Origin of the sequence: Marinobacter sp. C7 (assembly GCF_022343555.1) — a bacterium.
Classification (GTDB): domain Bacteria; phylum Pseudomonadota; class Gammaproteobacteria; order Pseudomonadales; family Oleiphilaceae; genus Marinobacter.
This window is the reverse complement of sequence record NZ_JAKQZH010000001.1, coordinates 529967-556042: the sequence shown is the minus strand read 5'-3', so window position 1 is coordinate 556042 and position 26076 is coordinate 529967. Positions and strand designations below refer to the sequence as shown.

Here is a 26076-nt window from a genome sequence, read left to right as displayed (position 1 = left end):
TGCAATCCGAACGTCAGGGGTTAAAACTCATTGTTGTATAACAAAAAAGATAAACCCGGTTGGCTGCGATTGCACACAGAGTGGTTTCCATGCCCGATATTGGCTTCCTGGCCCCCTATGATTTTTCACCCCTGACCATACTCAGTTTCGCGCTGGTATTGGCGGGGTATGGCTATGCTTTGTTGCACATGGCACCCGAACAGCGTCCCGGCTCCGTGCGCATCGTTACTTTCGTGCTTGGGGTATTGCTGTGTTACGGCGTCATGCAGACCCGCTTTGATTACTACTCCCAGTACATGTTCTTCGTGCATCGCGGACAGCACCTGATCCTGCACCACCTGGGGCCGTTCCTGATTGCGTTGTCGAATCCGCTACCGGTGTTCCGGTTCTGGCACGAACGGATGGGGCCCTCACTGCGCGCCGGACTACGCCCCCTGGTCCGGGTATACCGGATCCTGCAGCAGCCGGTCATTGCTGCCGTCCTGTTTGTCGGCCTGATCTATTTCTGGCTGTGGCCACCCATCCATTTCGACGCCATGCTCTCGCGGCAGCTGTACTGGACCATGAACTGGAGCATGCTGCTGGATGGCCTGTTGTTCTGGTGGCTGATGTTCGACCCGCGCTCACCGGTCCTCACCAGTGCCCTGGGCTACGGCAAGCGCATCCTTATCCTCGCCGCGGTGGCCATTCCCCAGATGGTCCTGGGTGCCTGGATCGTGTTTTCCCGGGGCATGGTCTATGACGTTTACGAAGTGTGTGGCCGCGCCTGGCCCATGGCGCCGGAGACCGACCAGCTGCTCGGAGGCCTGCTGACCTGGATTCCCCCGGCGATGATGAGCATCCTGGGTATCCTGATCATCCTGCGAAGGGCCATGCGCGAGGACGGCAGGGTAGTGAAACCGTCCCAACTGGCTGGAGAGAATCCATGACAAAACGACTGCTGCCCCTGATTCTCACGGTTTCGGTGCTGGCCTTGACCGGTTGCTTCGGAGACGACGGGCGCTGGCACGGCAAGGACATCTCCGGCCTGATGCCGGAACTCGATTTCGAACTGATGGGCAGCCGCGGCGAAACGGTTACGCCGCAGGATTCGGCGGGCACCATCCGCCTGCTGTATTTCGGTTTCACCTCCTGCCCTGACGTCTGTCCCACCACCCTCACCGATCTGCGCAAGGCGGTGAACCAGTTGCCCCGTGACTACCGCGACGACGTCACCACGCTGTTCGTCAGTGTCGATCCCGAACGGGACACGCCAGAGCGGCTGGCCAGTTACGCCAGTTTCTTCGGCGATCAGGTGGTGGGCCTGACCGCGGCCGAACCCGAGCTACGTGAACTCTCCAAACGCTATCGCACGACCTTCGGCTATGACGAGCCGGATGCCGATGGCAACTACAACGTTTCCCACAGCAGCGCCGTCTACGTCTTCGACCGCACCGGCAAAGCCCGACTGCTGCTCCGCCCCGGCCTGACGACACAACAGGTCAGCGAGGATCTGGCCCAACTGGCCAAAGAGTCCCGCGGCTGAGGCTTGACCCTGTAGTAGCTACAGACTTTTAACTCCCTCCCAGACCTACAGACCGAGAGAGCAAGGCATGCACAGCCACCATGACCACGGGCACAGCCACGCGAGTCATTTCGATACCCACAGCCGATCATTCGCGCTGGCCATCGGGCTCAATATCACCTTCGTTGCCATCGAGGCCATCTATGGCCTGCTGTCCGGCTCCCTGGCACTGCTCGCCGACGCCGGCCATAACCTGAGTGACGTTCTGGGCCTGATCATGGCCTGGGTCGCGAGCTGGCTGGCCACCCGAAAAGCCACCGACCGCAACACCTACGGCCTGAAGAAATCCACCATCCTTGCCGCCCTGTTCAACGCCCTGTTTCTGATCGCGGCAGTCGGAGGCATTGCCTGGGAAGCCATCCGACGCTTCAGCGAACCGACCGAGGTGGCCGGTATGACCGTCATCGTCGTGGCGGGCATTGGTGTGCTGATTAACGGCCTGACCATGATGCTGTTCATGAAAGGCCAGGAGGGCGATCTCAACATCCGGGGCGCCTTCCTGCACATGGCTGCGGACACCGCCGTTTCCGTCGGGGTCGTCATCGCGGGCCTGGTCATCATGTATACCGGGGAGAACTGGATTGATCCGGTGGTCAGCCTCGTGATCGCCGCCGTCATCTTCATCGGGACCTGGCAGTTGCTCAAGGATTCCCTGAATCTGGCGGTGGATGCGGTACCCAGGAACATCAACCCCGAGGACGTTTTCGCCCGTCTCCATCAGCTCCCGGGCATCGAATCGGTACATCATCTTCACATCTGGGGCCTGAGTACCACGGAGAATGCGCTTACGGTGCATCTCGTCAAACCGGATCCACGGGATGACGACAAGGTACTCCAGCAGGCCTCCGACATGCTGGCCCACGACTTCAACATCCAGCATGTCACCATCCAGTGGGAGCGGGTCGCCAGCAAGTGTCCGAACATGGCCTATTGCTGAAGACAGGCTGATCCCCATTCGCTGCGGGGGCGTAGAAAAGACCGAACATCAAACCGGAAACCGCTGGTGAGCCACAACAAGCCCAACCTGCCAACCAAGACCTGTCCTGTCTGCCAGCGCCCGTTCACCTGGCGTCGGAAATGGGCACGGGACTGGGAAAACGTGCGCTATTGCAGCGAGCGTTGCCGCCGCACCGGGAGACAAAGGGCATGACCACGGTGGTCTGGTTCAAACGTGACCTGCGTACCCGGGATCACGGCCCGCTGGTGGCCGCGGCAGCGCTGGGCGAGCCCGTGTTGCCACTGTTCGTTGTCGAACCGGATTACTGGCAACTGCCGGATACCTCGCGACGACACTGGGCCTTTATCGACGATTCCCTGCATGACCTGAAGCGCCAGCTTCGCAAGCTGGGCTCGGATCTGATCGTACGTGACGGTTCAGTGACGGAGATACTGGCACAACTGCACAACAGCGTTGGCGTGAAGCGAGTCTTCTGTCACCAGGAGACCGGGGGCCAGTGGACGTTTGAGCGGGACCGGTCCGTCATCGCCTGGTGTGACAGTCATGACATCGAGTTCCGGGAGTGGCAGCAGTTCGGGGTGGTGCGGCGACTGCAGGATCGGGACCGGTGGGATGACGCGTGGTCCCGCGTGATGAAAGCCGGCATCCATGACCCGCCGGCGCAGCTGCCGCCACTTCCGGCGGGCATGCCCCCACCCGGTACCTGGCGCGCCCCGCAAGCGGCCTGTACCGAGGCCTGTCCGGATCGACAGGCCGGCGGCAGCGCGCTCGGAGAAAAACTGCTCACGTCCTTCCTTGAACGGCGCTGTGTCGGCTACCAGTACAACATTTCCAGCCCGGTGACCGCTGTCCGAGCCTGCTCACGCCTGAGCCCGCATATAGCCTACGGTACCGTCAGCCTGAGACAGATCTACCAGGCAGCCAAGGCGGTGGGGCACCACCGCAACACCCTGCCCCGTAAAAAACGCAGCCTGACCAGTTTCCGGTCCCGCCTGCACTGGCACTGCCATTTCATCCAGAAGCTCGAGGATGAGCCGGAACTGGAGTTCCGGGCCATGCACCGGGACCTGGAAAACCTGAAAAACGGCCCCGACAACACCGAGCGGTTGCAGCGCTGGCAGGAAGGGCAGACCGGCTGGCCGCTGGTGGATGCCTGCATGCGAGCCCTGCACCATACCGGCTGGATCAACTTCCGGATGCGGGCCATGCTGATGGCGATCGCCAGTTACCAGCTTTGGCTGCACTGGCGGGAGCCGGCCCTGCATCTGGCCCGGAACTTCACGGATTTCGAGCCCGGGATCCATTACCCCCAGGCGCAGATGCAGTCGGGCCTGACCGGCATCAACGCCCTTCGCATCTACAACCCGGTTCTCCAGAGCCGGAAGCTGGACCCGGATGGCACATTCATTCGTCGCTGGCTGCCGGAGCTTGACGGCGTGCCGGCGGAGCTGATCCACACACCCTGGCTGATGACCCCGACACAGAAACAGCGGTATGGCGGCAACACCTACATCAGCCCCCTCTGCGACCACGAACAGGCGGCCCGGGCGGCACGCAAGGCCATAGGCGAGTTCCGGAAACGGCATGTAAGCCAGACGGAAACCGAGCGGGTACTGACTCGCCACGGCAGTCGTAAAGGGCCGGTCCAGAAACGGCCGAAGCCGACCGGCGACCATTCCTCGTCGGACCAGTTGTCACTGTTCGACTGATCAGCTGGCCTGCTCTTCCCTGTTCTGCGGCTCAACCTTTTCCAACGCGGGCAACACCAGCACCGGACACGGCGCATTGACCGAGACATATTCCACGGTAGCCCGGCGCAGGGGCCAGTGACCGCTGCTTCCGCGGGACACCAGGATCATGAGATCCGAGCACAACTGACCGGCCAGCCCCACCAGCTTGTCCCCGGCAGTGCCCGCAATAACATGAAACGTGGCATTGCGATTCAGGGGCAGGTACTTGCGGGCAAGCAGATCCAGCATCTCGCGAACCTCCGCTTCCTTCTGCTCCGGCGCTTCTTCCGTCACGTGGGGAAAGAAACCGCCACCGCCGGGGCTATAGACACTGGCAAGGTGCAGCTCCCCGTCCTCGGCCAGCAGATCCACGGCGGCCTCCAGGGCACGCTTGCCCTCGCCATCATCTTCCGGATCAATGGCGATCAACAGCTTCCGATACATACTCGTTCTCCTGTTTGGTTTCGGCAGCAGCCTCCACTTCCGGGAAGGCTCTTCCCCTGACCAGGGCCTCCACGCTGTAGCCACGGTAATCTGCTTTCAGAGCCCGGAACAGTGACACAGCCATGAAGATCAGCAAGATGCAGAAAGGGAGACCCAGCGAGGTAATGACGTTCTGCAGGGCATCCAGCCCGCCGGCGAGCAACAGTGTCGCGGCAATCACACCTTGCGCCGCTGCCCAGAAGATCCGCTGGCGCACCAGTGACGGCTGATCGTCCCGGCGAGTCAGCAGGTCTATCACCAGTGACGCGGAATCCGAGGAGGTGGTAAAGAAGATCACAATGATCACCACACTCAACGCCGACGCGGCCTCCGCCAGCGGGAAGGCTTCCAGGAAAGCGAAAATGGCTACGGAGGGGTCCTGTTGCACCTGCTCCGCCAGCGCCACCGCGCCGTTCATTTCGACCTGGATGGCAGACAGGCCAAAGATCCCGAACCACACCAGGGTGAAGGCAGTGGGGGCAAACAGCACACCGGCGACGAATTCACGAATGGTCCGGCCCCGGGAAATCCGGGCAATGAAAATCCCGACATAGGGTGCCCAGGAAATTGTCCACGCCCAGTAGAACAGGGTCCACTGCCGTTGCCAGTCGGTTTCCTTGAAGGTCTCTGTCCAGAAGGCCAGCCAGGGCAAGGCATCGAGGTAGTCCCCGACGCTCTGGACCATGCCCTCGGCAATGAACACCGTTGGCCCGACAGCGAGCACGAACGCGAGCAAGACCATGGCCAGCAGAATATTCAGCTGGGACAACCGGCGCACACCCTTGTCGAGCCCGAGGGCAACCGACGTGGCGGCAATGCTGGCAATGACGGCAATCAGGATGACCTGCACCAGACCGGTGGATGGTACGCCGAACAGGTAGTTCAGGCCGCTGTTGAGCTGGAGCGTCCCGAGCCCCAGGGAGGTCGCCACGCCAAACAGGGTACCGAGCACGGCGATCACATCCACCGCCCAGCCCCAGGGGCCGAAGGCCCGTTCACCGAGAATCGGGTAGAACAGACTGCTGATGCGCATGGGCAGGTTGTGGCGGTAGGCAAAGTACCCGATCGCGAGGCCCGGCATAGCAAAAATGGTCCAGGTATGGAGCCCGAAGTGGTAAAGCGCCACAGTCATGGCATCGCTGGCTGCCCGCTCGCTACCCGGCTGCACACCTTCGAACGGCGGCTCGGCAAAATGGGACACCGGCTCCGCCACACCCCAGAACATCAGGATGGTGCCGATACCGGCAGCGAACAGCATGGTGAACCAGGTCAGGTTGGAGTAATCCGGCCGGCTGTCATCACCACCCAGGCGAATCGTGCCGTAACGGCTCACCGCCAGGCCCAGCAGGAAAACCAGCAGGGAGGTAACGGCGAGAATGTAGAACCAGCCGAGATTGCGCGCTACCCAGCCGGTGAGCAGGCCGAAGCTCTCGGCGACGGCCTGGTCGAACGGAACCGCCAGGGCAACAAACAGTGTAGCCACTCCCGCAGACGTAAAGAACACCCCGGGAATGGTCTGCAGCCCCAACCGGCGTTGCAGCCGTTCCAGCACAAGAGCCTCCGTTTCTTTCCGCAAAGATACAAGATAGCGCCTACGCTAGCACATGCGTCAACCAGTCGGGGTATCCAGATCAATTTTGACCAGTGACGATCACTTCCGGTTGAGCTGCCTCTGGTGCTGAAGCATCTGCTCCATCATCAACTGCATCTGGTCCATGCGATTCTCCATGAACTGCAACCGCTGTTCGGTCGACATGCCGGCCGCGTTGCCCTGGCGATTACCCTAGCCTTGCTGGTTGTTCATCATGCCCTGGCCCTGGTTACCGCCCATCATGGATCCGGCCCCCCCCATCATGCCGGGGCCCATCATGCCACGGTGCATCAACTCCATCTGCTCTTCCATGGCCTCCCAGTGGTCTTCGAGGAAGCGCTGACGTTCTTCCGGTGAACCGGCCCTGGGCATCTGCTGCATGAACTGGTTCATGCGCGACCAGTTCTGCTGCATTTGTTCCATCTGCTCCTCATCCATCATCATTCCGGGACCGTGCCCCTGCCAGTTTCCCTGCTCACCATGGGCAAATGCCCAGACAGGAGCGGCCGCCAGAATGGTGCATGCTGCAAGCTTTCTGATTGAAATCATCATCATTCTCCATCGCGTGGGTCAGAACGTTCATTCCCATTTAGCGCTCAAGAGCTGAATTCAAACTGAATTTTCTGGCCGATCCGGCGACGAATTGATCTCGCTCAAAAGATTCATATTCAGAAAAACCACTGCAGCTCCATCAGTCCTAAAGGCTCAAACGCTCCATATTCACTGTCGTCGTCGCCACCAAACCACTGGGCTCCGGCTGTCAGATAAATTTCCGGCTCAATTGGAAGCGTCCAGGTTGAACGGGGGTAAAACACCCAGCTCGCATCATCGGCATTACGGATCGCAACCACCCGGTACTGCCAGAACGCACTGATGTCCTGCCATGCCAACAGCCCGGCGTAATGACGACCTGAATATACCGGCTGGGTCGAAAGCAATCTGGCGAGATCCCCACCCGCCTGGGGTTCAGGCTGACCGTTGTAGAAATACTCTACTGCCAGGTTGAATCCGCCGGGAAATGCCCAGTTAAGATCCGCCACACCCTGCCAGTAATGGTTGCCTGCACCCGGATCGCTCCAGACGATTTCCGTACGCCAGCCCGTGCCGGCCACAGAACCACTGCCACTGAGTCCAGCCCTGGTTACTTCGGCAAATTCTCCCACCATGACGCCGGTATCGATACCCATGAGATAGCGCTTTATTCGCACCGCCGTGCTGCTGTCAGCGTCGCGGTGTTGCGGTGCATAAACCGCGCTGATTCGGCCCAGCGCTCCCCAGGACCGGTCCCAGAGCAGTGCATCGACACCAATCCGTTCGTCGGGTTCGAGGCTGGTAGGTGTGACCGGATTGAGGATGTCTGTAGGGTTCCAGATCAGGGCCGTGGACCAATTCACCTGCTGGCGTCCCAGGCGCAGATCGCCCACCGGTGAGCGCCACTGCACGGTAACCCGATAGAGCTGATGGCGCGCCACGAGGTCCCGGGAATCATATACGCTGCCCTGCAGATCCCAGTAACGTGGATCTGCAGCATTCCTGAGCAGGGCGTATTCCGGACTGTCGAGAAAACTCCCCGTGACCAATTCAAGGTCATAAGCTGCGTCCAGCCGCCAGTCCCGGTATCGATAGCGGGGTTCCAGCCGAAGCCGGCTGAGGTTTGAAAAATAGTAATTCTCGTCGATCGGAGAGCGCGAACCGACGCTCAGGTTCTTGAGCGACCCGGAATGACTGAAGTCTGCCCAGGCATCGGCGACCAACATGATCCCGGCCACCGCGGAGATAAACAGGCAAGCTTTCCTAACCACGATGAATAGCCTCGACCGGGTCGAGTCTGGATGCACGTCGCGCGGGATACAGCGCCACCAGCACCGAACATGCGAAAAGCAGCAGACAGGGCAGCCAGATATGGTCGAGAATCAGCACCGGATAGATCCGGTCGGTAATGCCCGGAATGGTCTCCATGGAGCGCCCAATGGCGGACAGATCAATGCCGCTCCTATTGGACCAGTAGACGATCAGACCGCCCACGATGGCTCCAGCGCCCATTCCAAGCAGCGCAAGGAAGAAGGCCTCAAACAGAATGGTCAGTAGCAGCTGACTGCCCCGTGTCCCCAATGCCAGCATGACACCCAGCTCCCGGGTGCGTTCCATCACCGACATCACCATGGTATTCATGACGCCAATGGCAACGACAACAAACACCACCGAAAGGATGAGATAGAAATCGACCTGGGTCATTTCCACCATCTGAACCACCACGGGGAGCAGGGTTTCCCAGTCCTGGGCCACCAGGTCGCCCTCGGTCAGCGATTGGTTCAATGACTGCGCCAGTGCAGAACTCGCTGAACGGTCGGACAGCCGTAACGCAATCCGCGAGGCCTGGTCCTCGTCCAGACCTCCGAGGTTTCGGGCATCGCCGATATCTACAAATGCATATTCGCTGTCAAACAGGTCGCTGCCGGTGTTGTAGATACCCCGAACGGTTTCTGCGGCTGACGCAAGATCACCGTTCGCCTGTTGTGCCGTAATGACCAGTTTGTCGCCCACCCGGGCATCCAGCTCCTCGGCCAGTTTCCGCCCGATGACCATGCCTTTCGCGCCCGGCTTAACGTATTCGCCTTGTGCCATATAACCGGCAAGCCTGGTGACCGCCCTCTCCTGCTCGGGCTCAATCCCCACCAGTTCCACCGGCAGGCTTTTACCCGGGCTCGCCACCATGGCGCGCAGCACCACCCGCTGCGCGGCGGCCTCAACGTCAGGCCTTGCCTGCAATCGCTGCACCAGTTCGGAACTCCGGGAAATACGTAACGCCGGCGACAGGTCGACAGCATGCCCGGCCTCCATAACCTGCACGTGCCCGCTGAGTTGCTGCGTTGAATTCTGGATCATCTGCTCGAAAAAACCGTCGGCAAAGGCATACAGGAACAGATAGGCCGCCAGCCCGAATGCCGTTGCTGATGCCGTGATGACGGATCGTCGCGGATTCCGGAATACCGAGCGCAGAGCCATCTGGGCAAAGATGAGAAGGCGATGATCGGAGGTCACCTGCCAGTGAATTCGACGGATGCGATTGGTCAGAGTCCGATGCGCCCCCATCGCTTCCAGCGGACTGTTGCGACTCGCCGCCCAGGCCGGTAGAGCCGCCGCCAGCAGGGCGACGGACACCACGGTGACGCCGATAACCGCCAGGCGCTCGGGTATGATGGTGGGATACACGATGCCGCTGAGCCCCGGCATGGTATCCATAGCCTTGATATAGGCGGTGAAGTCCAACCCGTGGGTACCGAAATAGCCGGTCAGTGATAAGCCCAGAACCAGCCCCACCAGGTATCCGAGACAGGCCAGGATGATGGTTTCGAGCAGTACCAGCCCGATGATGTGACTGCCGGGCGTCCCCAGCGCCATCATGACCCCAAACTCCCGGCCACGCTCCAGTACCGACATCAGGATGGTGTTAACGATGCCGGCAGCCACCACCACGAACACCACAAACACCACGATCCAGGTGACGGCATCGTGGAACGCGACCATCTGCACCAGCGATGGCATCAACTGCGGCCAGCCGAGAACCTCCACTTCCCGCCCCCGGAGTTCATCCTGCACAGCGCCAACCACCTGTTCGAGCTGCCCGGCATCCCCCACCCGTGCCGCAATCTCGGTAATTCGGCCCTCAAAGGCATACAGCTCCTGGGCCGAGGCCAATGGCATCTGCGCCACAAAACCGTCAATCCGTTTGATGCCGGTTTCGAACGTCCCCACCACTTCAAACCGGTCTGCACCGATCGAACCATCCGCGGCCTGGACCACCAGAACCAGCTCGTCGCCCGGCGCCGCCCCCAAGGCAGCGGCGGCGTCCACGCCAACGAGGATCTCATTGCCGCCCTCCAGGTAACGTCCTCGGACAATCGACTGATCCAGGCGCGTGACCTCAGGTTCCTGCGCGGGATCAACCCCCATAACCTGCATTGTTCGCGACTGGTCGTCGCGACTGGCCAGGGCGTGCCCGGTGACCCGAGGACTTGTGGCCGCCACTCCGGCTACCGCTGACACTTCTGGCGTCAGGTTCCAGCGCTCGACAAGGGCAATATTCATCTCCCGGTCGTCGTGAAAGCCCCGCTGATGGACTTTCAGGTCCCCCGTGACGTAACCGGTCATGTTGTTGATCATCTGGGTATTGATGCCGTCAATGAATGCCCAGAGGAAAACCAGCCCCCCCACTCCAACCGCTACGGAGAGCAGCGTGATGACCGTTCGTCGACGATTCGCCCGGAGGTTGCCGAGAGCCAATCGTAGCCACGCATTCACGGTCGCCGCTCCTCACGCTCGATACGACCATCCTTGAGATGAATCACCCTCCGGGCCCGCTCCATCACCATCGGGTCGTGCGTGGAGAACACAAAGGTAATGCCGTGCTCCGCATTGAGTTTGCGCATCAGGTCCAGCAGGGCCGCGCCGGTCGTCGAGTCGAGGTTGGCGGTGGGTTCATCGGCCAGAACAATCGCGGGCTTGCTGACAATTGCCCGTGCCACGGCAACACGCTGTTGCTGGCCACCCGAGAGCTCGTGGGGCAAGCGCTGCTCCATTCCCTGCAGGCCGACCTCCGCGAGAATACGCCGGGCCTCGGCACGTCGGTCCCGAAACGGCACACCGCGAAGCATCAACACATACTCAACGTTCTCCTGGGCCGACAGCACACCAATGAGGTTGTACTCCTGGAACACAAATCCGATTTTCCACAACCGCAAGGTGGTTCGTTTCTTTCGGCTCAGCCCGGTGATCTCCTCACCCGCGACCTGAATACGCCCGGCATCCGGCTCGTCCAGTGCTCCTATCTGATTCAACAAGGTTGTCTTGCCGGAGCCCGAGGGACCTACGAGGGTTGTGAATTCCCCCGCCTCAATAGAAACCGAAACGTTATCCAGTGCCTTGACGGCAATGGCATCCTGGCGATAGATACGGGAGGCATTCTCCACATTCACAATGCTCATTCCGGAGCCTCACTGTGGGTTTCGCAGGCGACGCAGTGAAAAGATCTCGTCGTCCAGGGGCAGGTCGTATTCGATGGATTGGACCGTGATGACCGTTCGGGATTCCGGATTGTCCGCGTCCACCATCGTCCACCGCGTTGGAATCCGGCGCCCTCCCAGGGACTGAATCTGGTCATAGGTCATGCGCTTGACCACCTGTTCCCGCGCCCCGTAATAGGCAACCGATACCGGGATGGCATCTGCGCGGACCCGGAATTCCAGGCGGCTCCAGACCACCGCCGCATCGGGCCGCGGTGTTGAAACAATCCGATACACAGGCACCTCGCCGGTTTCCTCAGTCTCTACCAGTTCGTGGGTGTAGTCATCGACGAAGGAGCTTTCCTTGACCAGATCGTCGTTGCTGAAATTCGAGCCCATCCAGGGCTGCAGCATCATCGACGGCGGGATCTTGATGGTGCGATCGACCTTGGGTAGGTAATTCCACATGGCATCGCCGATTCGAAGCGACCCGATGCCGGCCTCTTTTTTGGGCGCATGGATTCGAACCAGGGTATGTTCCGGCCGGTCCATCCAGGCTTCGAGCTCCAGTGTGCGGATCCAGTACTCCGATTCGACACGCATGGTGAAGCGACCGTGGTTGCTCTCCGACCACAGGGTGTCTTCCATTCCCGCCACCAGCTGTTCGGCAGTGGGGGGTTGGGCCAGCACCGGTAACGGCAGCATTACCAGCATTGCGAGAGCTGCGGGAATGGAAAGCGTTTCTGTCTTCATACGCGCCCCCAGGTCGTCCATACCTTATTTGTAGCAGCTATCAGCTACTCCAAGGTCAAGAACTTATTGCGCTTCAATCGAGATCTGATGACCTATCCCCTTCAGCGACACCTCATCAACGATGGCCAGACTGATGGCATGCCGTCACGGCACCGACGGGAAGACGGACTTCAAGAGCCTCACCGGAGGCGGAATGAAAGAAATGCATCAGTCTGAGTTCAGCATGCCAAGCTGAAACGGAACTGAAAGACCCACCGCAAAAATATATCCGTTTGACCTCAATCAAATCCTTGCGCATCGGTCGAAAACAACAATTCGACCGCTTGACCTATGACCAACTCAAAGGTTTTAAGATGTTCGCAATTAGCGAGGTTGTGCCACTGTGCAGCCGCTCAACTCGTGGGACCCGACATGTCTTCTCGCCAACTGATTGCAGCTCTGCTGGGTGTGTTGTTGCTGCTGGGCAGCCCGACACCGTTGCTTGCCGTCGTGGTGAGTGACAGTCAGGCAGACGCGTCTGCAGAAGACTGCAATGGCATGGACTACGCCCGCGCTGTCATGGATCATTCCGATTGGTCCCAGGGCTGCGGCAACGCCCAACAGACGAGTTGTCACCTCGCGTCATCTCACTGCGCATCTGCGCCTGTCTTCGGCATTGTCGGGGGCATCCGGTCTCCGTCCATACCGACCAAAAGCCCTGCCAACGCGGCCCCAGGCCCGATGGTCTATCAAGCACCTGTTGGTGAAGTCCTGACACCCCCACCGGATTCCCTCTCCTGATCCCTGAACGTTTTCTTTGCTGAGCGACAAATCCTCGGCAAACCGGATTTACCTTTTTACGAGCAGGCTGGGCCGACCACACAGAGCCGTCAAAAAACCCGCCTGCCAGGAGAGCACCATGAAAACCCAGAAACTTGCCCTGTATACCGGCGTGGCTGCCATTGTTATCGCTGCCGGCGCGACCACCCTGGCGATTCAAGCCAACGAGCCGACCCCGTCAACCGCCTCTGTGGCCAGGGATGGTAAAGCCGGACCGACCATCACCATCTACAAGAGCCCGAGCTGTGGCTGCTGCCAATCCTGGGTTGAGCATCTCGAGGCCAACGGCTTTGAGACCAAGACCATCGACACCAGCAACATCAATGAGGTCAAGCAGTCTAACGGTGTACCCCGTGAAATGGCCTCCTGCCACACGGCGTTGATCGGAGACGTGGTGATTGAAGGCCATGTGCCGGCCGCCGATATTCTGGCTTACCTGGAAAACCCTCAGTTCAATACCGTGGGACTCTCCGTGCCCGGCATGGTCCAGGGCAGCCCCGGCATGGAAACCGGCCGGAAGGACGATTACCAGGTGATTGCCTTCCGTGCCAACGGTCAACAGAGCGTGTTCCGCGAGTACACAGCTTATTGACACCAGTCCCGGCCGGCGGCCGGGCAAACCACTGTTTCTGGAGTTCTTGAATGCCGGATCTTGCAGCCTGGGGCATCCTGGCCGCTTTCGTTGGCGGCCTGGTGTCCTTCTTCTCACCTTGCACCCTGCCCCTCGTACCGGGCTACCTGTCAGTGGTAACTGGCGGAGCGGTGACTGAAGCATCCAATCGCCTGAAAGCGATGTGGCTGAGCGTCTGTTTTGTGCTCGGATTCAGCATCGTTTTTGTCGCGTTGGGCGCGAGCGCAAGCCTGCTCGGGCAGTGGCTGATGGCCTACCGGCAGGAAGCCAATCTGGTGGCTGGCGTTCTGATTGTTCTCATGGGCCTGTTCATGCTGGGCTGGTGGAGCATGCCGGCCCTGCAGCGCGACTGGCGCCTGGGCCACACCCTGGAAGGCGGGCGTCCCACCGCCGCGTTCGTGCTGGGTGTGGCGTTCGCCGTCGGGTGGACACCCTGCATCGGGCCCATACTCGGGGCCATACTCGCTCTCAGTTCCACCCACGCCAACGCGGAAACCGGCATGCTGTATCTGGCGGTCTATTCGCTGGGATTGGCACTTCCTTTTCTTGGAACCGCGCTTTTCATCGAACACTTTCGGGAGCGGGTGCGGGGATTCAGCCGGTGGAGCCGCCCGCTGAGGGCTCTGGCCGGTCTGGTGTTGGTGGTAATGGGCGTTATGGTGTTAACCGGCCAGATGACCCGGTTTGCCTCGTGGATGCTATCGACCTTTCCGGTGCTGGGGAACCTTGGCTAGCCGATGGCGAGCCTCCCGGCCAAGCTGGCCGGGAGGATTTGATGGCTTCAGATCGCCTCGACGACCTGGGACAGCATGTCCCTGACTTTGCCGGCAACCTGTTTGAGCTCATCATTCTCAATGGCCGTCATGGATGCGACGGGGTCAATGGCACTGACCTCCACGCCCTCCGAGACTTCCCTGAGAATCACGTTGCACGGCAACATGGCGCCGACACGGGGTTCCAGGCCGATGGCCTCCCAGGCCATGTTGGGGTTGCAGGCCCCGAGAATTCGATAGGCTGGCATGTCCTTGTCCAGCTTCTTCTTCATGGTGGCTTTGACGTCGATTTCGGTCAGCACGCCGAAGCCGTGGTCGCCCAGCACCTGCCGTGCTCTCTGGTCCACGTCTTCAAAATCCGCGTTACTGATGAGGCGGTTAATCGTGTATGACATGGCTATCTCCTGTGAAGCAAAAGTTCAGTGGTCCGGTTCCAGCCTGACCACTCGCAGACGCAGTGCATTGACAATCACGCTGACTGAAGACAGTGACATCGCCGCTGCTGCGAAGATCGGTGATAACAGTATGCCCGCAAACGGATACAGGACACCGGCGGCGATGGGAACGCCGGCAGAGTTGTAGATAAAGGCAAAAAACAGGTTCTGCCGGATGTTACGCATGGTCGCCAAAGACAACCGGCGCGCCTCCACGATACCCATCAGATCGCCCCGCAACAACGTAATACCGGCGCTCTCGATGGCAACATCGGTTCCTGTGCCCATGGCCACCCCTACGTCGGCTGTCGCCAGTGCCGGTGCGTCGTTCACACCATCACCGGCCATCGCCACGATTCGGCCCTCATCCTTCAGGCGCTGCACAATCCTGCCCTTGTCCTCGGGCAGGACTTCCGCTTCCACTTCATCGATATGCAGCTTGCGGGCCACGGCTTCGGCCGAGGTGCGGTTATCCCCGGTCAGCATGACCACCCGGATGCCGTCTTTCTGCAAGGCGGAAATGGCGGCTTCGGTGGTTTCCTTGACCGGGTCGGCAATGGCCAGCAGGCCGGCAACTTTGCCATCCACAGAAGCAAAAATCACCGTCGCCCCATCCTTGCGAAGCTGGTCAGCCTCCGCTTCAAAGTCAGAGGTGTCCACGCTTTCGGATTGCATCAACAACCGGTTACCGATCAGTACCTGCCGCCCCTCGACCTTGCCGGTCACGCCTTTGCCGTTGGGTGAGTCGAAGCCCTCGGCGTCCGGCAGCTCAAGCCCCATGGCAGTGGCCTTCTCGAGAATGGCATGCGCGAGCGGGTGCTCACTGCCTTTCTCCAGGCCGCCGGCAAAATGCATCAGTTCTTGCTCGCTGATGCCCTCGGCAGGCACCAGTTTTGTAACCTGAGGTTTGCCTTCGGTCAGGGTGCCGGTTTTATCCACCACCACGGTATCCACCTTTTCCATGCGTTCCAGCGCTTCCGCGTCGCGGATCAGCACACCGGATTGGGCGCCCCGCCCAACCCCGACCATGATCGACATGGGCGTTGCCAGGCCCAGCGCACAGGGGCAGGCAATAATCAGCACGCTGACCGCCGCGATCAGGCCGAAGGCCATGGGCGGTGTCGGCCCGAAGGCCGACCACGCGACAAATGCGATGATGGCAATCAGGATCACCGCCGGCACGAAGTAACTGGCGACTTTATCCGCCAGCCCCTGAATGGGTGCGCGGCTGCGCTGGGCGCTCGCCACCATCTGCACAATCTGGGACAGCATGGTATCCCGGCCAACCTTGTCGGCCCGCATGATAAAGCTGCCCTGCTGGTTGATGCTGCCACCGATGACCTGGTCGCCGGGTCTCTTGCTGACCGCCAGAGGCTCGCCGGTGACCATGGACTCATCAATGTTCGAACTGCCCTCAAGTACCTCCCCGTCCAGCGGGACCTTGTCCCCCGGGCGCACCCGCAGGCGGTCGCCCACCTTGACCTGATCGAGTGAGACATCGGTCTCACCGCCGTTGTCGTCCAGCTTTCGGGCTGTCGCGGGAGCAAGATCCAGCAAGGCCTTGATGGCACCTGACGTTTTCTCCCGGGCACGGAGTTCCAGAACCTGGCCCAGTAACACCAGAACCACGATGACCGCAGACGCTTCAAAATAGACGGCTACAGAGCCATCTTCCTGCCGAAATGCATTTGGGAAGATCTGGGGCGTCAAAGTCGCCACCAGACTGTAGATCAGGGCCACACCGGTACCGATAGCGATCAATGTGAACATATTCAGGTTACGGCTGACCACGGACTTCCAGCCGCGCACAAAAAACGGCCAGCCACACCAGAGAACCACTGGCGTGGCCAGCACCAGCTGGATCCAGTTGGAGGTCTGCGGTGCCACCATACGGTCCAGACCGGTCAGGTGCCCGCCCATTTCCAGCACCAGCACCGGCAGGGTCAGTACCAGACCGATCCAGAACCGGCGAGTCATGTCGCGCAGCTCCTCGGATGGCCCCTCATCAAGACTTACCTGCTCCGGTTCGAGCGCCATGCCGCAAATGGGGCAGTCACCGGGACCTTCCTGCCGGATTTCCGGATGCATGGGGCAGGTGTATATGGTGCCGGGAGCCACGGGCTCATCGGATTTCTGTTCGTCACCGAGGTAACGGTCCGGATTCTCCTCGAACTTGGACAGGCAGCCACTGGAACAGAAGTACCAGGTCGTTCCTCCGTGCTGACTCCGGTGCTCGGCGGTGTGGGGATCCACCGACATTCCACAAACCGGGTCTGTGGCGAGGTGCTCGGCGGCGGCCCCTTCACTGTGGTGAACATGATGGGCGTGCTGGTGCTCAGACATCCGGCCCCCCTCGTTTATCCACGGGCCACTCGGAAAACGCCAGAAAGTAGAGCAGGAACAGGTTGACCACCGGAATCAGTATCAGAAGCCCCATCCAGCCCGGATACCCGGTTCGCTGGCAAATACGCCAGGCCGGTATCACGACCACAATGGCAATCACCAGCATCCACAACCAGTGCCCTGCCCACATGGTGTTATAAAACATGGTATTACCGAACGCTCCTTCTCCCATCATGGTACTGCCCTCCAGGTCAAAAACGCATCACCGGTGATGATGCACGTGGGTTCCCTCATGCCCGGATTCCCCACTGCGCGCGGATCGGGTCAGAAAGACCTGTTCGACAACGGCAATCACCGCCATCGTTGCGACGGCCACACCGATGACGAAGGGATCCGTGTTCAGTTTGACCCAGACAAAGCCACCCAGTGCCAGCATATCCAGAACAATTGCCGTCGCAGGCACCCAGGCGCTTGCTTTAATATCCGTCCGCAAATAACGAAGCACGCCCCAATGGATGGCAATGTCCATGATCAGGTAAAAGACGATTCCCAGGGCGGCGATGCGTGACAGGTCGAAAAAGGCCGTGAGGACCAGTCCCAGGACCACAGTGTAGACCAGCGTGTGCTTCTGGATGGTTCCCGGCATGCCGAAATGACTGTGAGGCACCAGCTTCATTTCGGTGAGCATGGCCAGCATGCGCGAGACCGCAAAGATACTGGCCAGAATGCCTCCGGCCGTCGCCATCATGGCGATCGCGACCGTGAACCAGACACCGTAGTCACCCAAGGCCGGCCGTGCTGCAGCGGCCAGGGAGTAATCCCGGGTCTCAATGATTTCAGCCAGCGAGAGATTGCTGGCGACGGCAAAGCCCACCAGGGTGTAGATCACCACACAGGCGGCAATGGAAATGACAATGGCCCGGCCCACGTTCCGGTGAGGGTCTTGCACCTCGGAACCACTGTTGGTGATCGTGGTAAAGCCTTTGAATGCCAGTATCCCTAGCGCGGTAGCGCCCAGGAAATTACCAACGGTTCCCGCTTCTCCCGGTGTCGAGAAATCGACCGAAATGCTGTCTGCGATCCAGACGCCCACCAGACCGAAAACCAGTATTCCGCCAATCTTGAGGATACCGATGAACGAGGCCACGCCCTGGATCATCCGGTTTCCCAGCAGGTTGATCAGAAAAGCTACCAGGATCAGCGATACACCGAGTATCGGCACCATGCGACCACTCTCGTCGCCCCCGAACAGCTGCATGGTGTAGGAACCGAAGGTTCGCGCCAGAAAGCTCTGGGCAATCACCATCGAGAAATACATCAGCAGGGCATTGAACGCGGTCGGCAGGCGGTTTCCGTAGGCCTTGTGCAAGTACATCCCAATGCCACCGGCGGAAGGCCAGGCATTGGAAATCTTGATGTAGGAATAGGCGCTGAAGGCCACGATGACTGCCGCAGCCAGAAATGCAAGCGGGAACAGCACACCGGTCATCTGTGCCATCTGGCCGGTCAGGGCAAAGATGCCGGCGCCGATCATGACGCCGGTTCCCAGCATCACGGTCCCGGGAAGCGTCAGACTGCCCTCCTGATAGTGGGTGGTTCTGTCCTGCTCACTACCCATTCAATCTCCTTTTATTTACGTTTCATAGGAGGAATCTTGGAACAACAGAATGGCTCATGGTTGGCATTCGCCCGGACGTTGTCATCCGTGAACCGGTACCACGCCAGTTTCCTGCGCGTCCACCAACCTCCCGGAAGCTTTCCCCCGTACCCTGCGATCAGGTCAAGCAACTCGTCAGTAGACCAGTGGCTCCCGTCATAGGTCACAAACAGACGGTCGCCCGGCTTGTGTGCGGCAAAATCCACGCAGGGGTGGTGATTCAGCTCGTGAATAAAATCCTCCCACTGGCTCTCACCCAGACCCTCAACGGTCAATTTCCGTCGGAGAAGGAACGACTCCTGGCTGGTTGCTTTGTGAGCTTTGGTCATGGCTGTTACCTCCCGACCTGTTTGCTTTACATACCCATCACAACATCCGAAGCTGAATTTCCGCTGAAAATCAGACGTCTCAAATACTCTCCAATTGATCCACATCAAGCAGGTGCAAATAAAAACGGGCCGAGGGGGATACCCGCGGCCCGTTGCCTGGAGCGTCAGGTGGACACTCAGAAAGAGACCCTGGCACCGACGACGGCGAACCAGTCCTCGGTACCGCCGCCCTCAGCCTCCGCGAAGTCGGCGGTATCACCGTACTTGCGCTCGTGAACTACGCCCAGGTAAGGCGAGAAGGAACGGTGAAACAGGTCATAGCTCAGCCGAAGTCCGGTTTCCGTCGAGACCAGGCCCTTGCCGACGCCGATTTCCCGGTCCTCAGTGAAGGCAATGGTGGCATCCAGCGCGGCGGACAGGATCAGGTGATTGGTGAAGAGCAGCTCATACTCCGCGTCGAACTCCGCCGAGGTATCGCCCTCGTCACTGACATAGAGGCTGGCATCTACCTCGAACCAGTGGGGAGCCAGGCCGGACAGCCCCAACACGCCGTAGGTACGATCCGGTCCTTCCGGCGTATCGAAGCGGACACCGGCCTTGGCGTCAAAGAAGTCGGAGATCGGCGTCTGCAGGAGCAGCTGGTTTTCCAGCTTCTCATAGGCCTCCTCCTCGATGGCGTACTCGCCCTTCGACTGCCAGCGGAACTTGAGTTCGTCAGTGCCGTAGAAGGCATCACCGTTCCAGACTCCCAGCTCCTCGTCATCGTCACTGTAGCGATATTCCAGCTCCTCGAACTGGACACCCCACAGGGTCAGCGCATCCTTGCGACCGGAGTTATCCTGCGGCATATCGCTCCCCAATGCGGGCAACGATGGCAAAGTCAGTGCCAGCGCAACTGCAGACAGCGTCAGGGTCCTCATGCGTCACCTCCGTCCTTTGCAACGTCAACGCCGGCAGTGTTGCCCTGATCCGGGCCACCCTCGACAACGACCTTGCGGAACATCCCGGAGGCGGCATGGTAGGACAGGTGACAATGGAACGCCCACTGGCCTGGTGCGTCCACCTCGGTTTCCATATAGACCGTCGTACCCGGTTGGACACTGACGGTGTGTTTGACCGGGTTCCACTCTCCGGCACCCACGTCGAGGATTGACCACATGCCATGGAGATGCATCGGGTGCGTCATCATGGTTTCGTTTACAAACTTGAAGCGGACGCGCTCGCCGTACTGAAGCTTCAATGGTTCCGCGTCCTCATACTTGACGCCGTCAATACTCCAGCTATACCGCTCCATGTTGCCGGTCAGACGCAGTTCGATTTCCCGGGTAGGCTCACGCTCCTCATACAGCGGCTTCTGCGCCCGCAAATCGGCATAGGAGAGGAACTTTCCGCCGTTGGCCGCCACCGGCACCAGGCCGCTGCCATCGGCGTAGAAGGGATCGCTGGCCCCACCTTCGGTCATGATCATCGCGCCGTGATCCATACCGGAGTGATCCATGCCCGCCATGGACGTGCCGGCGGAAGCCGCCATATCGGAGTCGTGATTCATACCATCCGGATCCATTGCACCCTGGCTCATATCGCCATGATCCATGCCAGCCGATGCGTCATCCGCAGCCATATCGCCATGATCCATACCGTGCATGCCGCCCATATCGGCCATGGTCAGCAACGGCGCCTCCCTCAGTTCGGGAATGGGCCCTTCCATGCCTTCCTCAGGCGCCAGTGTCGCCCGGGCGTAGCCTGACCGTCCCATGGATTCGGCGAAGATAGTGTAAGCCTCGGCGGTCTTCGGCCGGACGATGACATCGTAGGTTTCCGCCACACCAATGCGGAACTCGTCCACAGTGACCGGCTGCACGTTATTGCCATCCGCCTGCACCACGGTCATTTCCAGCCCCGGAATCCGGATGTCGAAATACGCCATGGCAGACGAATTGATGAATCGAAGACGGATGCGCTCACCCGGCTCGAATAGGCCGGTCCAGTTCTGCTCGGGCCCCTTGCCGTTGATCAGGCCGGTAAAACCCTGAACATCTTCCACGTCCGCCTTCATCATGCGCATGTCGCCCCAGGCCAGACGGTCCTGCAGGGCGGTCATGAAGCCATGCTTCGAGATATCGGCAAAGAAATCCCCCACGGTCTGCTGCTGACGGTTGTAGTAATCCGGCATCATCTTCAGGTTACGCATGACCCGGTTGGCATCGTGCGGGTGTTTGTCGGTGAGCTGGACCACATACTCCCGGTCGTACCGGAACGGCTCGCGCCCCTCGGGTTCGATCACGATCGCGCCGTAGGCACCGTTGGGCTCCTGGAAACCGGAATGGCTGTGGAACCAGTAGGTGCCGCTCTGCACGATGGGAAACTCGTACGTAAACGTCTCACCCGCCGGAATGCCATCGAAACTGATACCCGGCACCCCGTCCTGCTCGAATGGCAGGATCAAACCGTGCCAGTGAATGGAGGTCGGCTCATCCAGATTATTGGTGACATTGATCTTCACCGATTCTCCTTCCTTGAACCTGAGCACCGGTCCGGGAGAAGCTCCGTTGTAGCCGATGCCCTCTTTCACAAAGTCACCGGTGTCGATCATCACGCGGTCCACGGTAAGGTCGTACTCACCGGCAGCCGCCATCGCAGGCATGAGGAGCGCAAGCGCCCCTGCCATCAAGGCTGTCTTCATCAGTTGGTTACTCCAGAAATACTGTACCGGGAGCACCGGGAAGGCGGTGCTCCCTTATTGCTGTCCTCGGGCGGGATCAGTCTGCGCGGGCCTGGGTGTCGGCTGCGGAATCGAAGTTCACATCGCCGTACATTCCGGACTGGTAGTGGCCAGGGATATTACAGGCGAATTCCATGTTGGTTTTGGTGCTGAAGGTCCAGATGATTTCCTTCTTCTGGCCCGGCTCGAGCAGCACGCTGTTGGGATCATCGTGTTTCATGGTATGGCCATTGCCCATGTCCATCATGTCTTCATTGAGCTTGCCACCCTGGATCACACCGTGCTCGACCATCATCTTCATTTCGTCCCGGTGGGCCTCGTGCATATCCGGGGTGCCGATATTGAATTCATGAACCAGCCGGCCCTTGTTTTCGATCACAAAGCGCACGGTCTCCCCACGAGCTACCTCGATGGCTTCCGGCTCATAGTAGTTGTCGTGCATTTCAACCTGGATGGTGCGGGAGACATCGTCGGCATGTCCAGGCTCGCCAATGTCGCCGCCGTGGCCACCGCTATGGCTGCCGGCAGCGAAGGTCGTTGCTGTGAAAGACATCGCCGCGGCGGCAATGAAAAGCTTTGATACAGTCATCCCATATGCTCCTGTGAAATAATGTGCGCTAGAACGCCAGTCGGCTTGCCCTGAAACTTGAGCAATGCCAAGAAACGATTGCTACCATCTCGCACGAACCTGAATTCTTTCTGAAAATGACCAACTTTTCAGAGTTCAGGCTGAATTCAGGCGTGTCAGCGACACTGGCACCCTCGTTCAGATGCCGATGAGGACCGGATCCATGCGCTTACTGCTTGTCGAAGACGACCGTTTGCTCGCCGATGGACTGACCAGCCAGCTCGAGAAGGCCGGCTTCAGCGTGGACGCGACTTACACCGCCCGGGAGGCGGTCATGCTTGGCGAGCAGGAAGACTATCGCGCCGTCGTACTGGACCTTGGGTTACCCGACGGCAACGGCCTGGACGTATTGAGGAAATGGCGAATGAACCAGGTCAACATTCCCGTCCTGATTCTGACGGCCCGAGGAGACTGGCAGGACAAGGTGAACGGCCTGAAGGCCGGGGCGGACGATTACCTGGCGAAGCCGTTCCAGACCGAAGAGCTGATTGCCCGCCTGAATGCCATTGTCCGACGGAGTGAGGGCCGGGTTCATTCGGTGGTCAAGGCCGGTCGTTTCGAGCTCGATGAGAATCGCCAGAGCCTGAAGCTGGAGGACGGTACCGAGCACACCCTCACCGGCACCGAATTCCGCCTGCTCCGTTGCCTGATGAGCCGCCCCCGCCATGTCTTCTCCAAGGAGCAGCTGATGGAGCAGCTGTACAACCTCAACGACAGCCCGAGCGAGAACGTGATCGAGGCTTACATACGGCGCCTGAGGAAACTGGTGGGCCCGGACACCATTGCCACCCGACGCGGCCAGGGCTATCTGTTCAATGACACTGTTTAAGAAACCTGTGTCCGTCAAAGGGACTCTGCTTGCTCTGCTGTTACCCGCCGGCATCGGCCTGATGGCAATCGCATGGTTTGTGCATGGCTTGTTGCTGGACCGGATGGCTCGGGAATTCGTCGAGAGCAGGCTCAAGGACGAGGTGGCGTTCCTTGAACACCAGATTCGAGAATCGGGCGGGAACCTGAACACACTACAGACCGGCGACTATTTTCAGGAAGTCTTTCACCACGCTTTTGCGATTCACGCCCCCTTACAAACCATCATTTCCCCGGAATCCTGGACGCCCCTTCTGATGCCCCTGCTCGAGACCGGTCCGGACGGTGCCACTCAGGTCGACAGCAAAGGCAATGGCCGTACCCCGACCAGCATCCTGGCCTACCGCAAGTCGTTCCAGGTTGGCGACACGCCCATCGTCGTGATTGTCTCCGAGGATCTTGGCGCACTGAAACGCAGCCAGGCTGAGCTACACGCGTGGACCGCCATCGTCTCCATCATTCTGATCCTGCTGCTCGTCGCGGTGATCTGGCTTGGCATCACCCTCTCCATGCGTCCCGTCGTAACCCTCAAAGCTGCTCTGAAAAGACTTCAGGATGGCGAAATATCCCGTATTGCGGTTCAGGCTCCGGAAGAGTTCCAGCCTCTGGTACAACAACTCAATCAACTGTTGGACTCCCTGGACCAACGGCTGGAGCGTTCCCGTGATGCCCTCGCGAACCTGTCACACAGCGTCAAAACTCCCATCGCAGCAGTCCGGCAAACCCTCGAGGACACCAGCCGGCCACTGAACGATACCCTGAGACAGGAACTGACTGCCCGGCTTGGGGATATCGACAAACAGCTCGAAGCGGAGATGCGCCGAAGCCGATTTGCGGGCCCGCAGATTGGGAAAAGTGCCTACCCGGTGAAGCAGGCACGGGATCTTCTCTGGATGCTGGGCAGGCTATACCCCGAAAAATCGTTCGAACTGGCTTCCGATTTAATGGAGGAACGGCGCTGGCCCCTCGAAGAGCATGACCTGAATGAAGTTATCGGTAACCTGTTGGACAATGCCGGCAAGTGGTCTGCGAACACCGTCGAACTGTCACTTATTGAGGAGCGAGGTCGCATGAAAATCCTGGTCGACGATGACGGGCCGGGGGTGCAAACCGAATCGTTGTCTTCCCTTGGCATTCGTGGTCTTCGACTGGACCAGCAGACCCCCGGGCATGGACTTGGCCTGGCCATCGTGAGGGAAATTACCGAACGTTACGGTGGTACACTCTCTTTTGAGACAGGAGCGCGTGGCGGTCTTCGCGTCATCGTCGATATCCCCTGGCGTTGAACTCAATTGAGGCAATGGGACAGCCCTGCATATGAATGAAAGCAAAAATAGTGAATGCGGTTGCAAGGCATTTGATTCCGGGGAGCTCACACCTACCGGCCCCGCGTCGTCCGGTGAATGGGTCAGCCTCTACCGTATTCCGAAAATGGACTGCCCGTCCGAGGAAAGGATGATTCGCATGGCGCTGGACGGCTGTGCCAAGATAGGTGGCCTGTCATTCGATCTGGAACACCGCCAGCTCCAGGTGCTTCACGACGGCCAAGCCCAACCTGTGACCGACAGGCTCCTGCCCCTGGGACTGGGGGCAACCCTGCAGGAAACCCGCCCGGCGGATCCGGATGCTATCGAAGCCGCCACAGCAGCGGCGACTCGTGCCGGCGAAGAATCCGGCACCCTGAAGATCCTGCTCGTCATCAATGCAGTGATGTTTGTGCTGGAACTGGCTACCGGCGTGATTGCTCAGTCCACGGCTCTGATTGCCGACTCGCTCGACATGTTTGCCGATGCCGGCGTCTATGGCCTGTCACTCTATGCGGTCGCGCATAGCATCCGGATGCAGGTGCGGGCTGCCCATGTCGCCGGCATTCTGCAGCTGATTCTTGCCATCGGGGTGCTGCTGGAAGTGGGCCGGCGTTTCCTTCTCGGAAGCGAGCCGGAATCAGTGTTGATGATGGTTATGGCGCTCATTGCCCTGGTGGCCAACAGCACCTGCCTGATCCTGATCGCCCGGCACCGTCATGGTGGCGCCCACATGAAAGCCAGCTGGATATTCTCGGCCAACGACGTGGTCATCAATCTCGGCGTCATCGTTGCCGGTGTCCTGGTGGCCTGGACCGGCTCCAACTACCCTGACCTGGTGGTCGGGACCATTGTGGGCCTGATCGTACTGAACGGTGCCCGGCGCATTCTGGCGCTCAAATCCTGAAGGAGGCAAGCCTTGAGAATCGGAGCCATCGCCAACCAAGCCGGCGTTCCCGTCGAAACTGTCCGTTATTACGAGAAAATCGGCCTTCTCCCCGCACCGGTTCGTGATGCCAACGGCTATCGCAGCTACCGCCAGGCTCACCTCGACCGGCTGCTGTTCATCAAGCGGTGCCGTAACCTGGACATGGCTCAGGATGAGATCCGTGAATTGATCCGGCTGGCTGAGCAACCGGAAGCGGATTGCAGCGAAGTGGACGCCCTGCTGGCGCGCCATCTGATTCACGTTCGTGAGCGGTTAAGGGAACTGGCGAGTCTGGAGGAAACCCTGGTGCAGCTTCAGGACGCCTGCTCCGATGCCGGCACCGTAAGGGAGTGTGGAATTCTGGGGGAGTTGAGCTCGGAGCTTGAGACCCCGAAACCGGAGGACCGCCACAACCATGTTCCCGGCACCCACCGCCCCGGCAATTCCTGAAACGCCCCCCGCCCTTTAACCCGTCCTCCTCAGAAGAACAAACCGTGCCCCACCTCATGGCGGCACGATTCAAGAAAAGTCTGGCAGTGATTCAAAAGTCTCCGCCCCC

At 59.8% G+C, this 26076-nt stretch carries 27 protein-coding genes; 12 read left to right on the top strand and 15 right to left on the bottom strand.

From position 1 onward, the window contains the following. Positions 1–89 precede the first annotated feature (89 nt). From MD273_RS02545 to MD273_RS02530, 5 genes are all read left to right on the top strand, one after another. Positions 90–929, top strand: a complete 840-nt coding sequence (locus tag MD273_RS02545) for a cytochrome c oxidase assembly protein (protein WP_239036194.1) — start codon at positions 90–92, stop codon at positions 927–929. Beyond that, entirely contained in the window at positions 926–1525 is a 600-nt protein-coding gene (locus MD273_RS02540) for an SCO family protein (protein WP_239036193.1), read from the top strand. The genes MD273_RS02545 and MD273_RS02540 overlap by 4 nt, the downstream gene beginning before the upstream one ends. Before the next feature lie 67 nt (positions 1526–1592). Further along, complete coding sequence (locus MD273_RS02535; RefSeq protein ID WP_239036192.1) at positions 1593–2501, top strand: cation diffusion facilitator family transporter; 909 nt, start codon at positions 1593–1595, stop codon at positions 2499–2501. A 66-nt stretch (positions 2502–2567) separates the two neighbouring features. Continuing rightward, positions 2568–2714 (top strand): DUF2256 domain-containing protein, encoded by a 147-nt coding sequence (locus tag MD273_RS19125; protein ID WP_353050285.1) that lies wholly within the window; start codon positions 2568–2570, stop codon positions 2712–2714. After that, complete coding sequence (locus MD273_RS02530; RefSeq protein WP_353050284.1) at positions 2711–4231, top strand: FAD-binding domain-containing protein; 1521 nt, start codon at positions 2711–2713, stop codon at positions 4229–4231. The genes MD273_RS19125 and MD273_RS02530 overlap by 4 nt, the downstream gene beginning before the upstream one ends. On the opposite strand, the gene MD273_RS02525 is transcribed toward MD273_RS02530, so the two are convergent. The 7 genes from MD273_RS02525 to MD273_RS02495 all read right to left on the bottom strand — a co-directional run bounded on the left by MD273_RS02525 (position 4232) and on the right by MD273_RS02495 (position 12082). Further along, a complete protein-coding gene (locus MD273_RS02525; RefSeq protein ID WP_239036191.1) occupies positions 4232–4696 on the bottom strand; it encodes a universal stress protein in 465 nt (154 codons plus the stop codon). It abuts the gene before it with no gap. After that, positions 4668–6287: a BCCT family transporter gene (locus MD273_RS02520; RefSeq protein WP_239036190.1), complete on the bottom strand. Its 1620-nt coding sequence runs from the start codon at positions 6285–6287 to the stop codon at positions 4668–4670. The genes MD273_RS02525 and MD273_RS02520 overlap by 29 nt, the downstream gene beginning before the upstream one ends. Positions 6288–6518: 231 nt before the next feature. Then, the gene (locus MD273_RS02515) at positions 6519–6875 is read right to left on the bottom strand and encodes a hypothetical protein (RefSeq protein WP_239036189.1); all 357 of its coding nucleotides are present in this window, start codon (positions 6873–6875) and stop codon (positions 6519–6521) included. Positions 6876–6994: 119 nt separating this feature from the next. Beyond that, complete coding sequence (locus tag MD273_RS02510; protein WP_239036188.1) at positions 6995–8128, bottom strand: hypothetical protein; 1134 nt, start codon at positions 8126–8128, stop codon at positions 6995–6997. Further along, on the bottom strand, positions 8121–10628 hold the full coding sequence (locus MD273_RS02505; RefSeq protein ID WP_239036187.1) for an ABC transporter permease: 2508 nt from the start codon (positions 10626–10628) through the stop codon (positions 8121–8123). The genes MD273_RS02510 and MD273_RS02505 overlap by 8 nt, the downstream gene beginning before the upstream one ends. After that, on the bottom strand, positions 10625–11311 hold the full coding sequence (locus MD273_RS02500; RefSeq protein ID WP_239036186.1) for an ABC transporter ATP-binding protein: 687 nt from the start codon (positions 11309–11311) through the stop codon (positions 10625–10627). The genes MD273_RS02505 and MD273_RS02500 overlap by 4 nt, the downstream gene beginning before the upstream one ends. Before the next feature lie 9 nt (positions 11312–11320). Further along, positions 11321–12082 carry an outer membrane lipoprotein-sorting protein gene (locus MD273_RS02495; protein WP_239036185.1) on the bottom strand — a complete coding sequence of 254 codons (762 nt, stop codon included), beginning with the start codon at positions 12080–12082 and terminating at the stop codon, positions 11321–11323. Positions 12083–12493: 411 nt separating this feature from the next. On the opposite strand from MD273_RS02495, the gene MD273_RS02490 reads away from it, so the two are divergent. From MD273_RS02490 to MD273_RS02480, 3 genes are all read left to right on the top strand, one after another. Then, positions 12494–12862, top strand: coding sequence for a hypothetical protein (locus tag MD273_RS02490; RefSeq protein ID WP_239036184.1), 369 nt, complete (start codon positions 12494–12496; stop codon positions 12860–12862). A gap of 118 nt (positions 12863–12980) precedes the next feature. Beyond that, positions 12981–13493, top strand: coding sequence for a DUF411 domain-containing protein (locus MD273_RS02485; RefSeq protein ID WP_239036183.1), 513 nt, complete (start codon positions 12981–12983; stop codon positions 13491–13493). Positions 13494–13543: 50 nt separating this feature from the next. After that, on the top strand, positions 13544–14266 hold the full coding sequence (locus MD273_RS02480) for a cytochrome c biogenesis CcdA family protein (protein ID WP_239036182.1): 723 nt from the start codon (positions 13544–13546) through the stop codon (positions 14264–14266). A 47-nt stretch (positions 14267–14313) separates the two neighbouring features. Here MD273_RS02480 and MD273_RS02475 read toward each other — a convergent pair whose 3' ends face one another. From MD273_RS02475 to MD273_RS02440, 8 genes are all read right to left on the bottom strand, one after another. Continuing rightward, positions 14314–14700, bottom strand: a complete 387-nt coding sequence (locus MD273_RS02475; protein WP_239036181.1) for a DUF302 domain-containing protein — start codon at positions 14698–14700, stop codon at positions 14314–14316. Positions 14701–14724: 24 nt separating this feature from the next. Beyond that, the gene (locus tag MD273_RS02470; protein ID WP_285229111.1) at positions 14725–17082 is read right to left on the bottom strand and encodes a heavy metal translocating P-type ATPase; all 2358 of its coding nucleotides are present in this window, start codon (positions 17080–17082) and stop codon (positions 14725–14727) included. Further along, on the bottom strand, positions 17075–17317 hold the full coding sequence (locus MD273_RS02465) for a DUF805 domain-containing protein (RefSeq protein ID WP_239036180.1): 243 nt from the start codon (positions 17315–17317) through the stop codon (positions 17075–17077). The genes MD273_RS02470 and MD273_RS02465 overlap by 8 nt, the downstream gene beginning before the upstream one ends. A gap of 27 nt (positions 17318–17344) precedes the next feature. After that, positions 17345–18700 (bottom strand): APC family permease, encoded by a 1356-nt coding sequence (locus tag MD273_RS02460; RefSeq protein WP_239036179.1) that lies wholly within the window; start codon positions 18698–18700, stop codon positions 17345–17347. A gap of 11 nt (positions 18701–18711) precedes the next feature. Beyond that, positions 18712–19068, bottom strand: a complete 357-nt coding sequence (locus tag MD273_RS02455) for a hypothetical protein (RefSeq protein WP_239036178.1) — start codon at positions 19066–19068, stop codon at positions 18712–18714. 176 nt (positions 19069–19244) lie between these two features. Next, positions 19245–19916 (bottom strand): copper resistance protein B, encoded by a 672-nt coding sequence (locus MD273_RS02450; protein WP_502846041.1) that lies wholly within the window; start codon positions 19914–19916, stop codon positions 19245–19247. A 68-nt stretch (positions 19917–19984) separates the two neighbouring features. Beyond that, positions 19985–21751, bottom strand: a complete 1767-nt coding sequence (locus tag MD273_RS02445; RefSeq protein ID WP_239036176.1) for a copper resistance system multicopper oxidase — start codon at positions 21749–21751, stop codon at positions 19985–19987. Positions 21752–21827: 76 nt separating this feature from the next. Next, a complete protein-coding gene (locus tag MD273_RS02440; RefSeq protein ID WP_239036175.1) occupies positions 21828–22379 on the bottom strand; it encodes a cupredoxin domain-containing protein in 552 nt (183 codons plus the stop codon). A gap of 202 nt (positions 22380–22581) precedes the next feature. On the opposite strand from MD273_RS02440, the gene MD273_RS02435 reads away from it, so the two are divergent. From MD273_RS02435 to MD273_RS02420, 4 genes are read left to right on the top strand one after another with little or no spacing between them, the layout of a single operon-like run. Further along, a complete protein-coding gene (locus MD273_RS02435; protein ID WP_239036174.1) occupies positions 22582–23247 on the top strand; it encodes a response regulator transcription factor in 666 nt (221 codons plus the stop codon). Then, positions 23234–24571, top strand: coding sequence for an ATP-binding protein (locus MD273_RS02430; RefSeq protein ID WP_239036173.1), 1338 nt, complete (start codon positions 23234–23236; stop codon positions 24569–24571). Before MD273_RS02435 ends, MD273_RS02430 begins: the two co-directional genes overlap by 14 nt. Before the next feature lie 31 nt (positions 24572–24602). Beyond that, on the top strand, positions 24603–25496 hold the full coding sequence (locus tag MD273_RS02425) for a cation efflux transmembrane domain-containing protein (protein ID WP_239036172.1): 894 nt from the start codon (positions 24603–24605) through the stop codon (positions 25494–25496). 12 nt (positions 25497–25508) lie between these two features. Further along, positions 25509–25967 carry a Cd(II)/Pb(II)-responsive transcriptional regulator gene (locus MD273_RS02420; protein ID WP_239036171.1) on the top strand — a complete coding sequence of 153 codons (459 nt, stop codon included), beginning with the start codon at positions 25509–25511 and terminating at the stop codon, positions 25965–25967. Positions 25968–26076: the final 109 nt, after the last annotated feature.

Coding starts and splice junctions, on each gene's coding strand:
- MD273_RS02455 (WP_239036178.1), bottom strand. CDS start 19,068: ATGACCAAAGCTCACAAAGCAACCAGCCAGGAGTCGTTCCTTCTCCGA.
- MD273_RS02465 (WP_239036180.1), bottom strand. CDS start 17,317: ATGATGGGAGAAGGAGCGTTCGGTAATACCATGTTTTATAACACCATG.
- MD273_RS02480 (WP_239036182.1), top strand. CDS start 13,544: ATGCCGGATCTTGCAGCCTGGGGCATCCTGGCCGCTTTCGTTGGCGGC.
- MD273_RS02495 (WP_239036185.1), bottom strand. CDS start 12,082: ATGAAGACAGAAACGCTTTCCATTCCCGCAGCTCTCGCAATGCTGGTA.
- MD273_RS02530 (WP_353050284.1), top strand. CDS start 2,711: ATGACCACGGTGGTCTGGTTCAAACGTGACCTGCGTACCCGGGATCAC.
- MD273_RS02485 (WP_239036183.1), top strand. CDS start 12,981: ATGAAAACCCAGAAACTTGCCCTGTATACCGGCGTGGCTGCCATTGTT.
- MD273_RS02515 (WP_239036189.1), bottom strand. CDS start 6,875: ATGATTTCAATCAGAAAGCTTGCAGCATGCACCATTCTGGCGGCCGCT.
- MD273_RS02460 (WP_239036179.1), bottom strand. CDS start 18,700: ATGGGTAGTGAGCAGGACAGAACCACCCACTATCAGGAGGGCAGTCTG.
- MD273_RS02470 (WP_285229111.1), bottom strand. CDS start 17,082: ATGTCTGAGCACCAGCACGCCCATCATGTTCACCACAGTGAAGGGGCC.
- MD273_RS02545 (WP_239036194.1), top strand. CDS start 90: ATGCCCGATATTGGCTTCCTGGCCCCCTATGATTTTTCACCCCTGACC.
- MD273_RS02500 (WP_239036186.1), bottom strand. CDS start 11,311: ATGAGCATTGTGAATGTGGAGAATGCCTCCCGTATCTATCGCCAGGAT.
- MD273_RS02490 (WP_239036184.1), top strand. CDS start 12,494: ATGTCTTCTCGCCAACTGATTGCAGCTCTGCTGGGTGTGTTGTTGCTG.
- MD273_RS02525 (WP_239036191.1), bottom strand. CDS start 4,696: ATGTATCGGAAGCTGTTGATCGCCATTGATCCGGAAGATGATGGCGAG.
- MD273_RS02445 (WP_239036176.1), bottom strand. CDS start 21,751: ATGAAGACAGCCTTGATGGCAGGGGCGCTTGCGCTCCTCATGCCTGCG.
- MD273_RS02535 (WP_239036192.1), top strand. CDS start 1,593: ATGCACAGCCACCATGACCACGGGCACAGCCACGCGAGTCATTTCGAT.
- MD273_RS02430 (WP_239036173.1), top strand. CDS start 23,234: ATGACACTGTTTAAGAAACCTGTGTCCGTCAAAGGGACTCTGCTTGCT.
- MD273_RS02425 (WP_239036172.1), top strand. CDS start 24,603: ATGAATGAAAGCAAAAATAGTGAATGCGGTTGCAAGGCATTTGATTCC.
- MD273_RS02440 (WP_239036175.1), bottom strand. CDS start 22,379: ATGACTGTATCAAAGCTTTTCATTGCCGCCGCGGCGATGTCTTTCACA.
- MD273_RS02540 (WP_239036193.1), top strand. CDS start 926: ATGACAAAACGACTGCTGCCCCTGATTCTCACGGTTTCGGTGCTGGCC.
- MD273_RS02450 (WP_502846041.1), bottom strand. CDS start 19,916: ATGCCGCAGGATAACTCCGGTCGCAAGGATGCGCTGACCCTGTGGGGT.
- MD273_RS02475 (WP_239036181.1), bottom strand. CDS start 14,700: ATGTCATACACGATTAACCGCCTCATCAGTAACGCGGATTTTGAAGAC.
- MD273_RS02435 (WP_239036174.1), top strand. CDS start 22,582: ATGCGCTTACTGCTTGTCGAAGACGACCGTTTGCTCGCCGATGGACTG.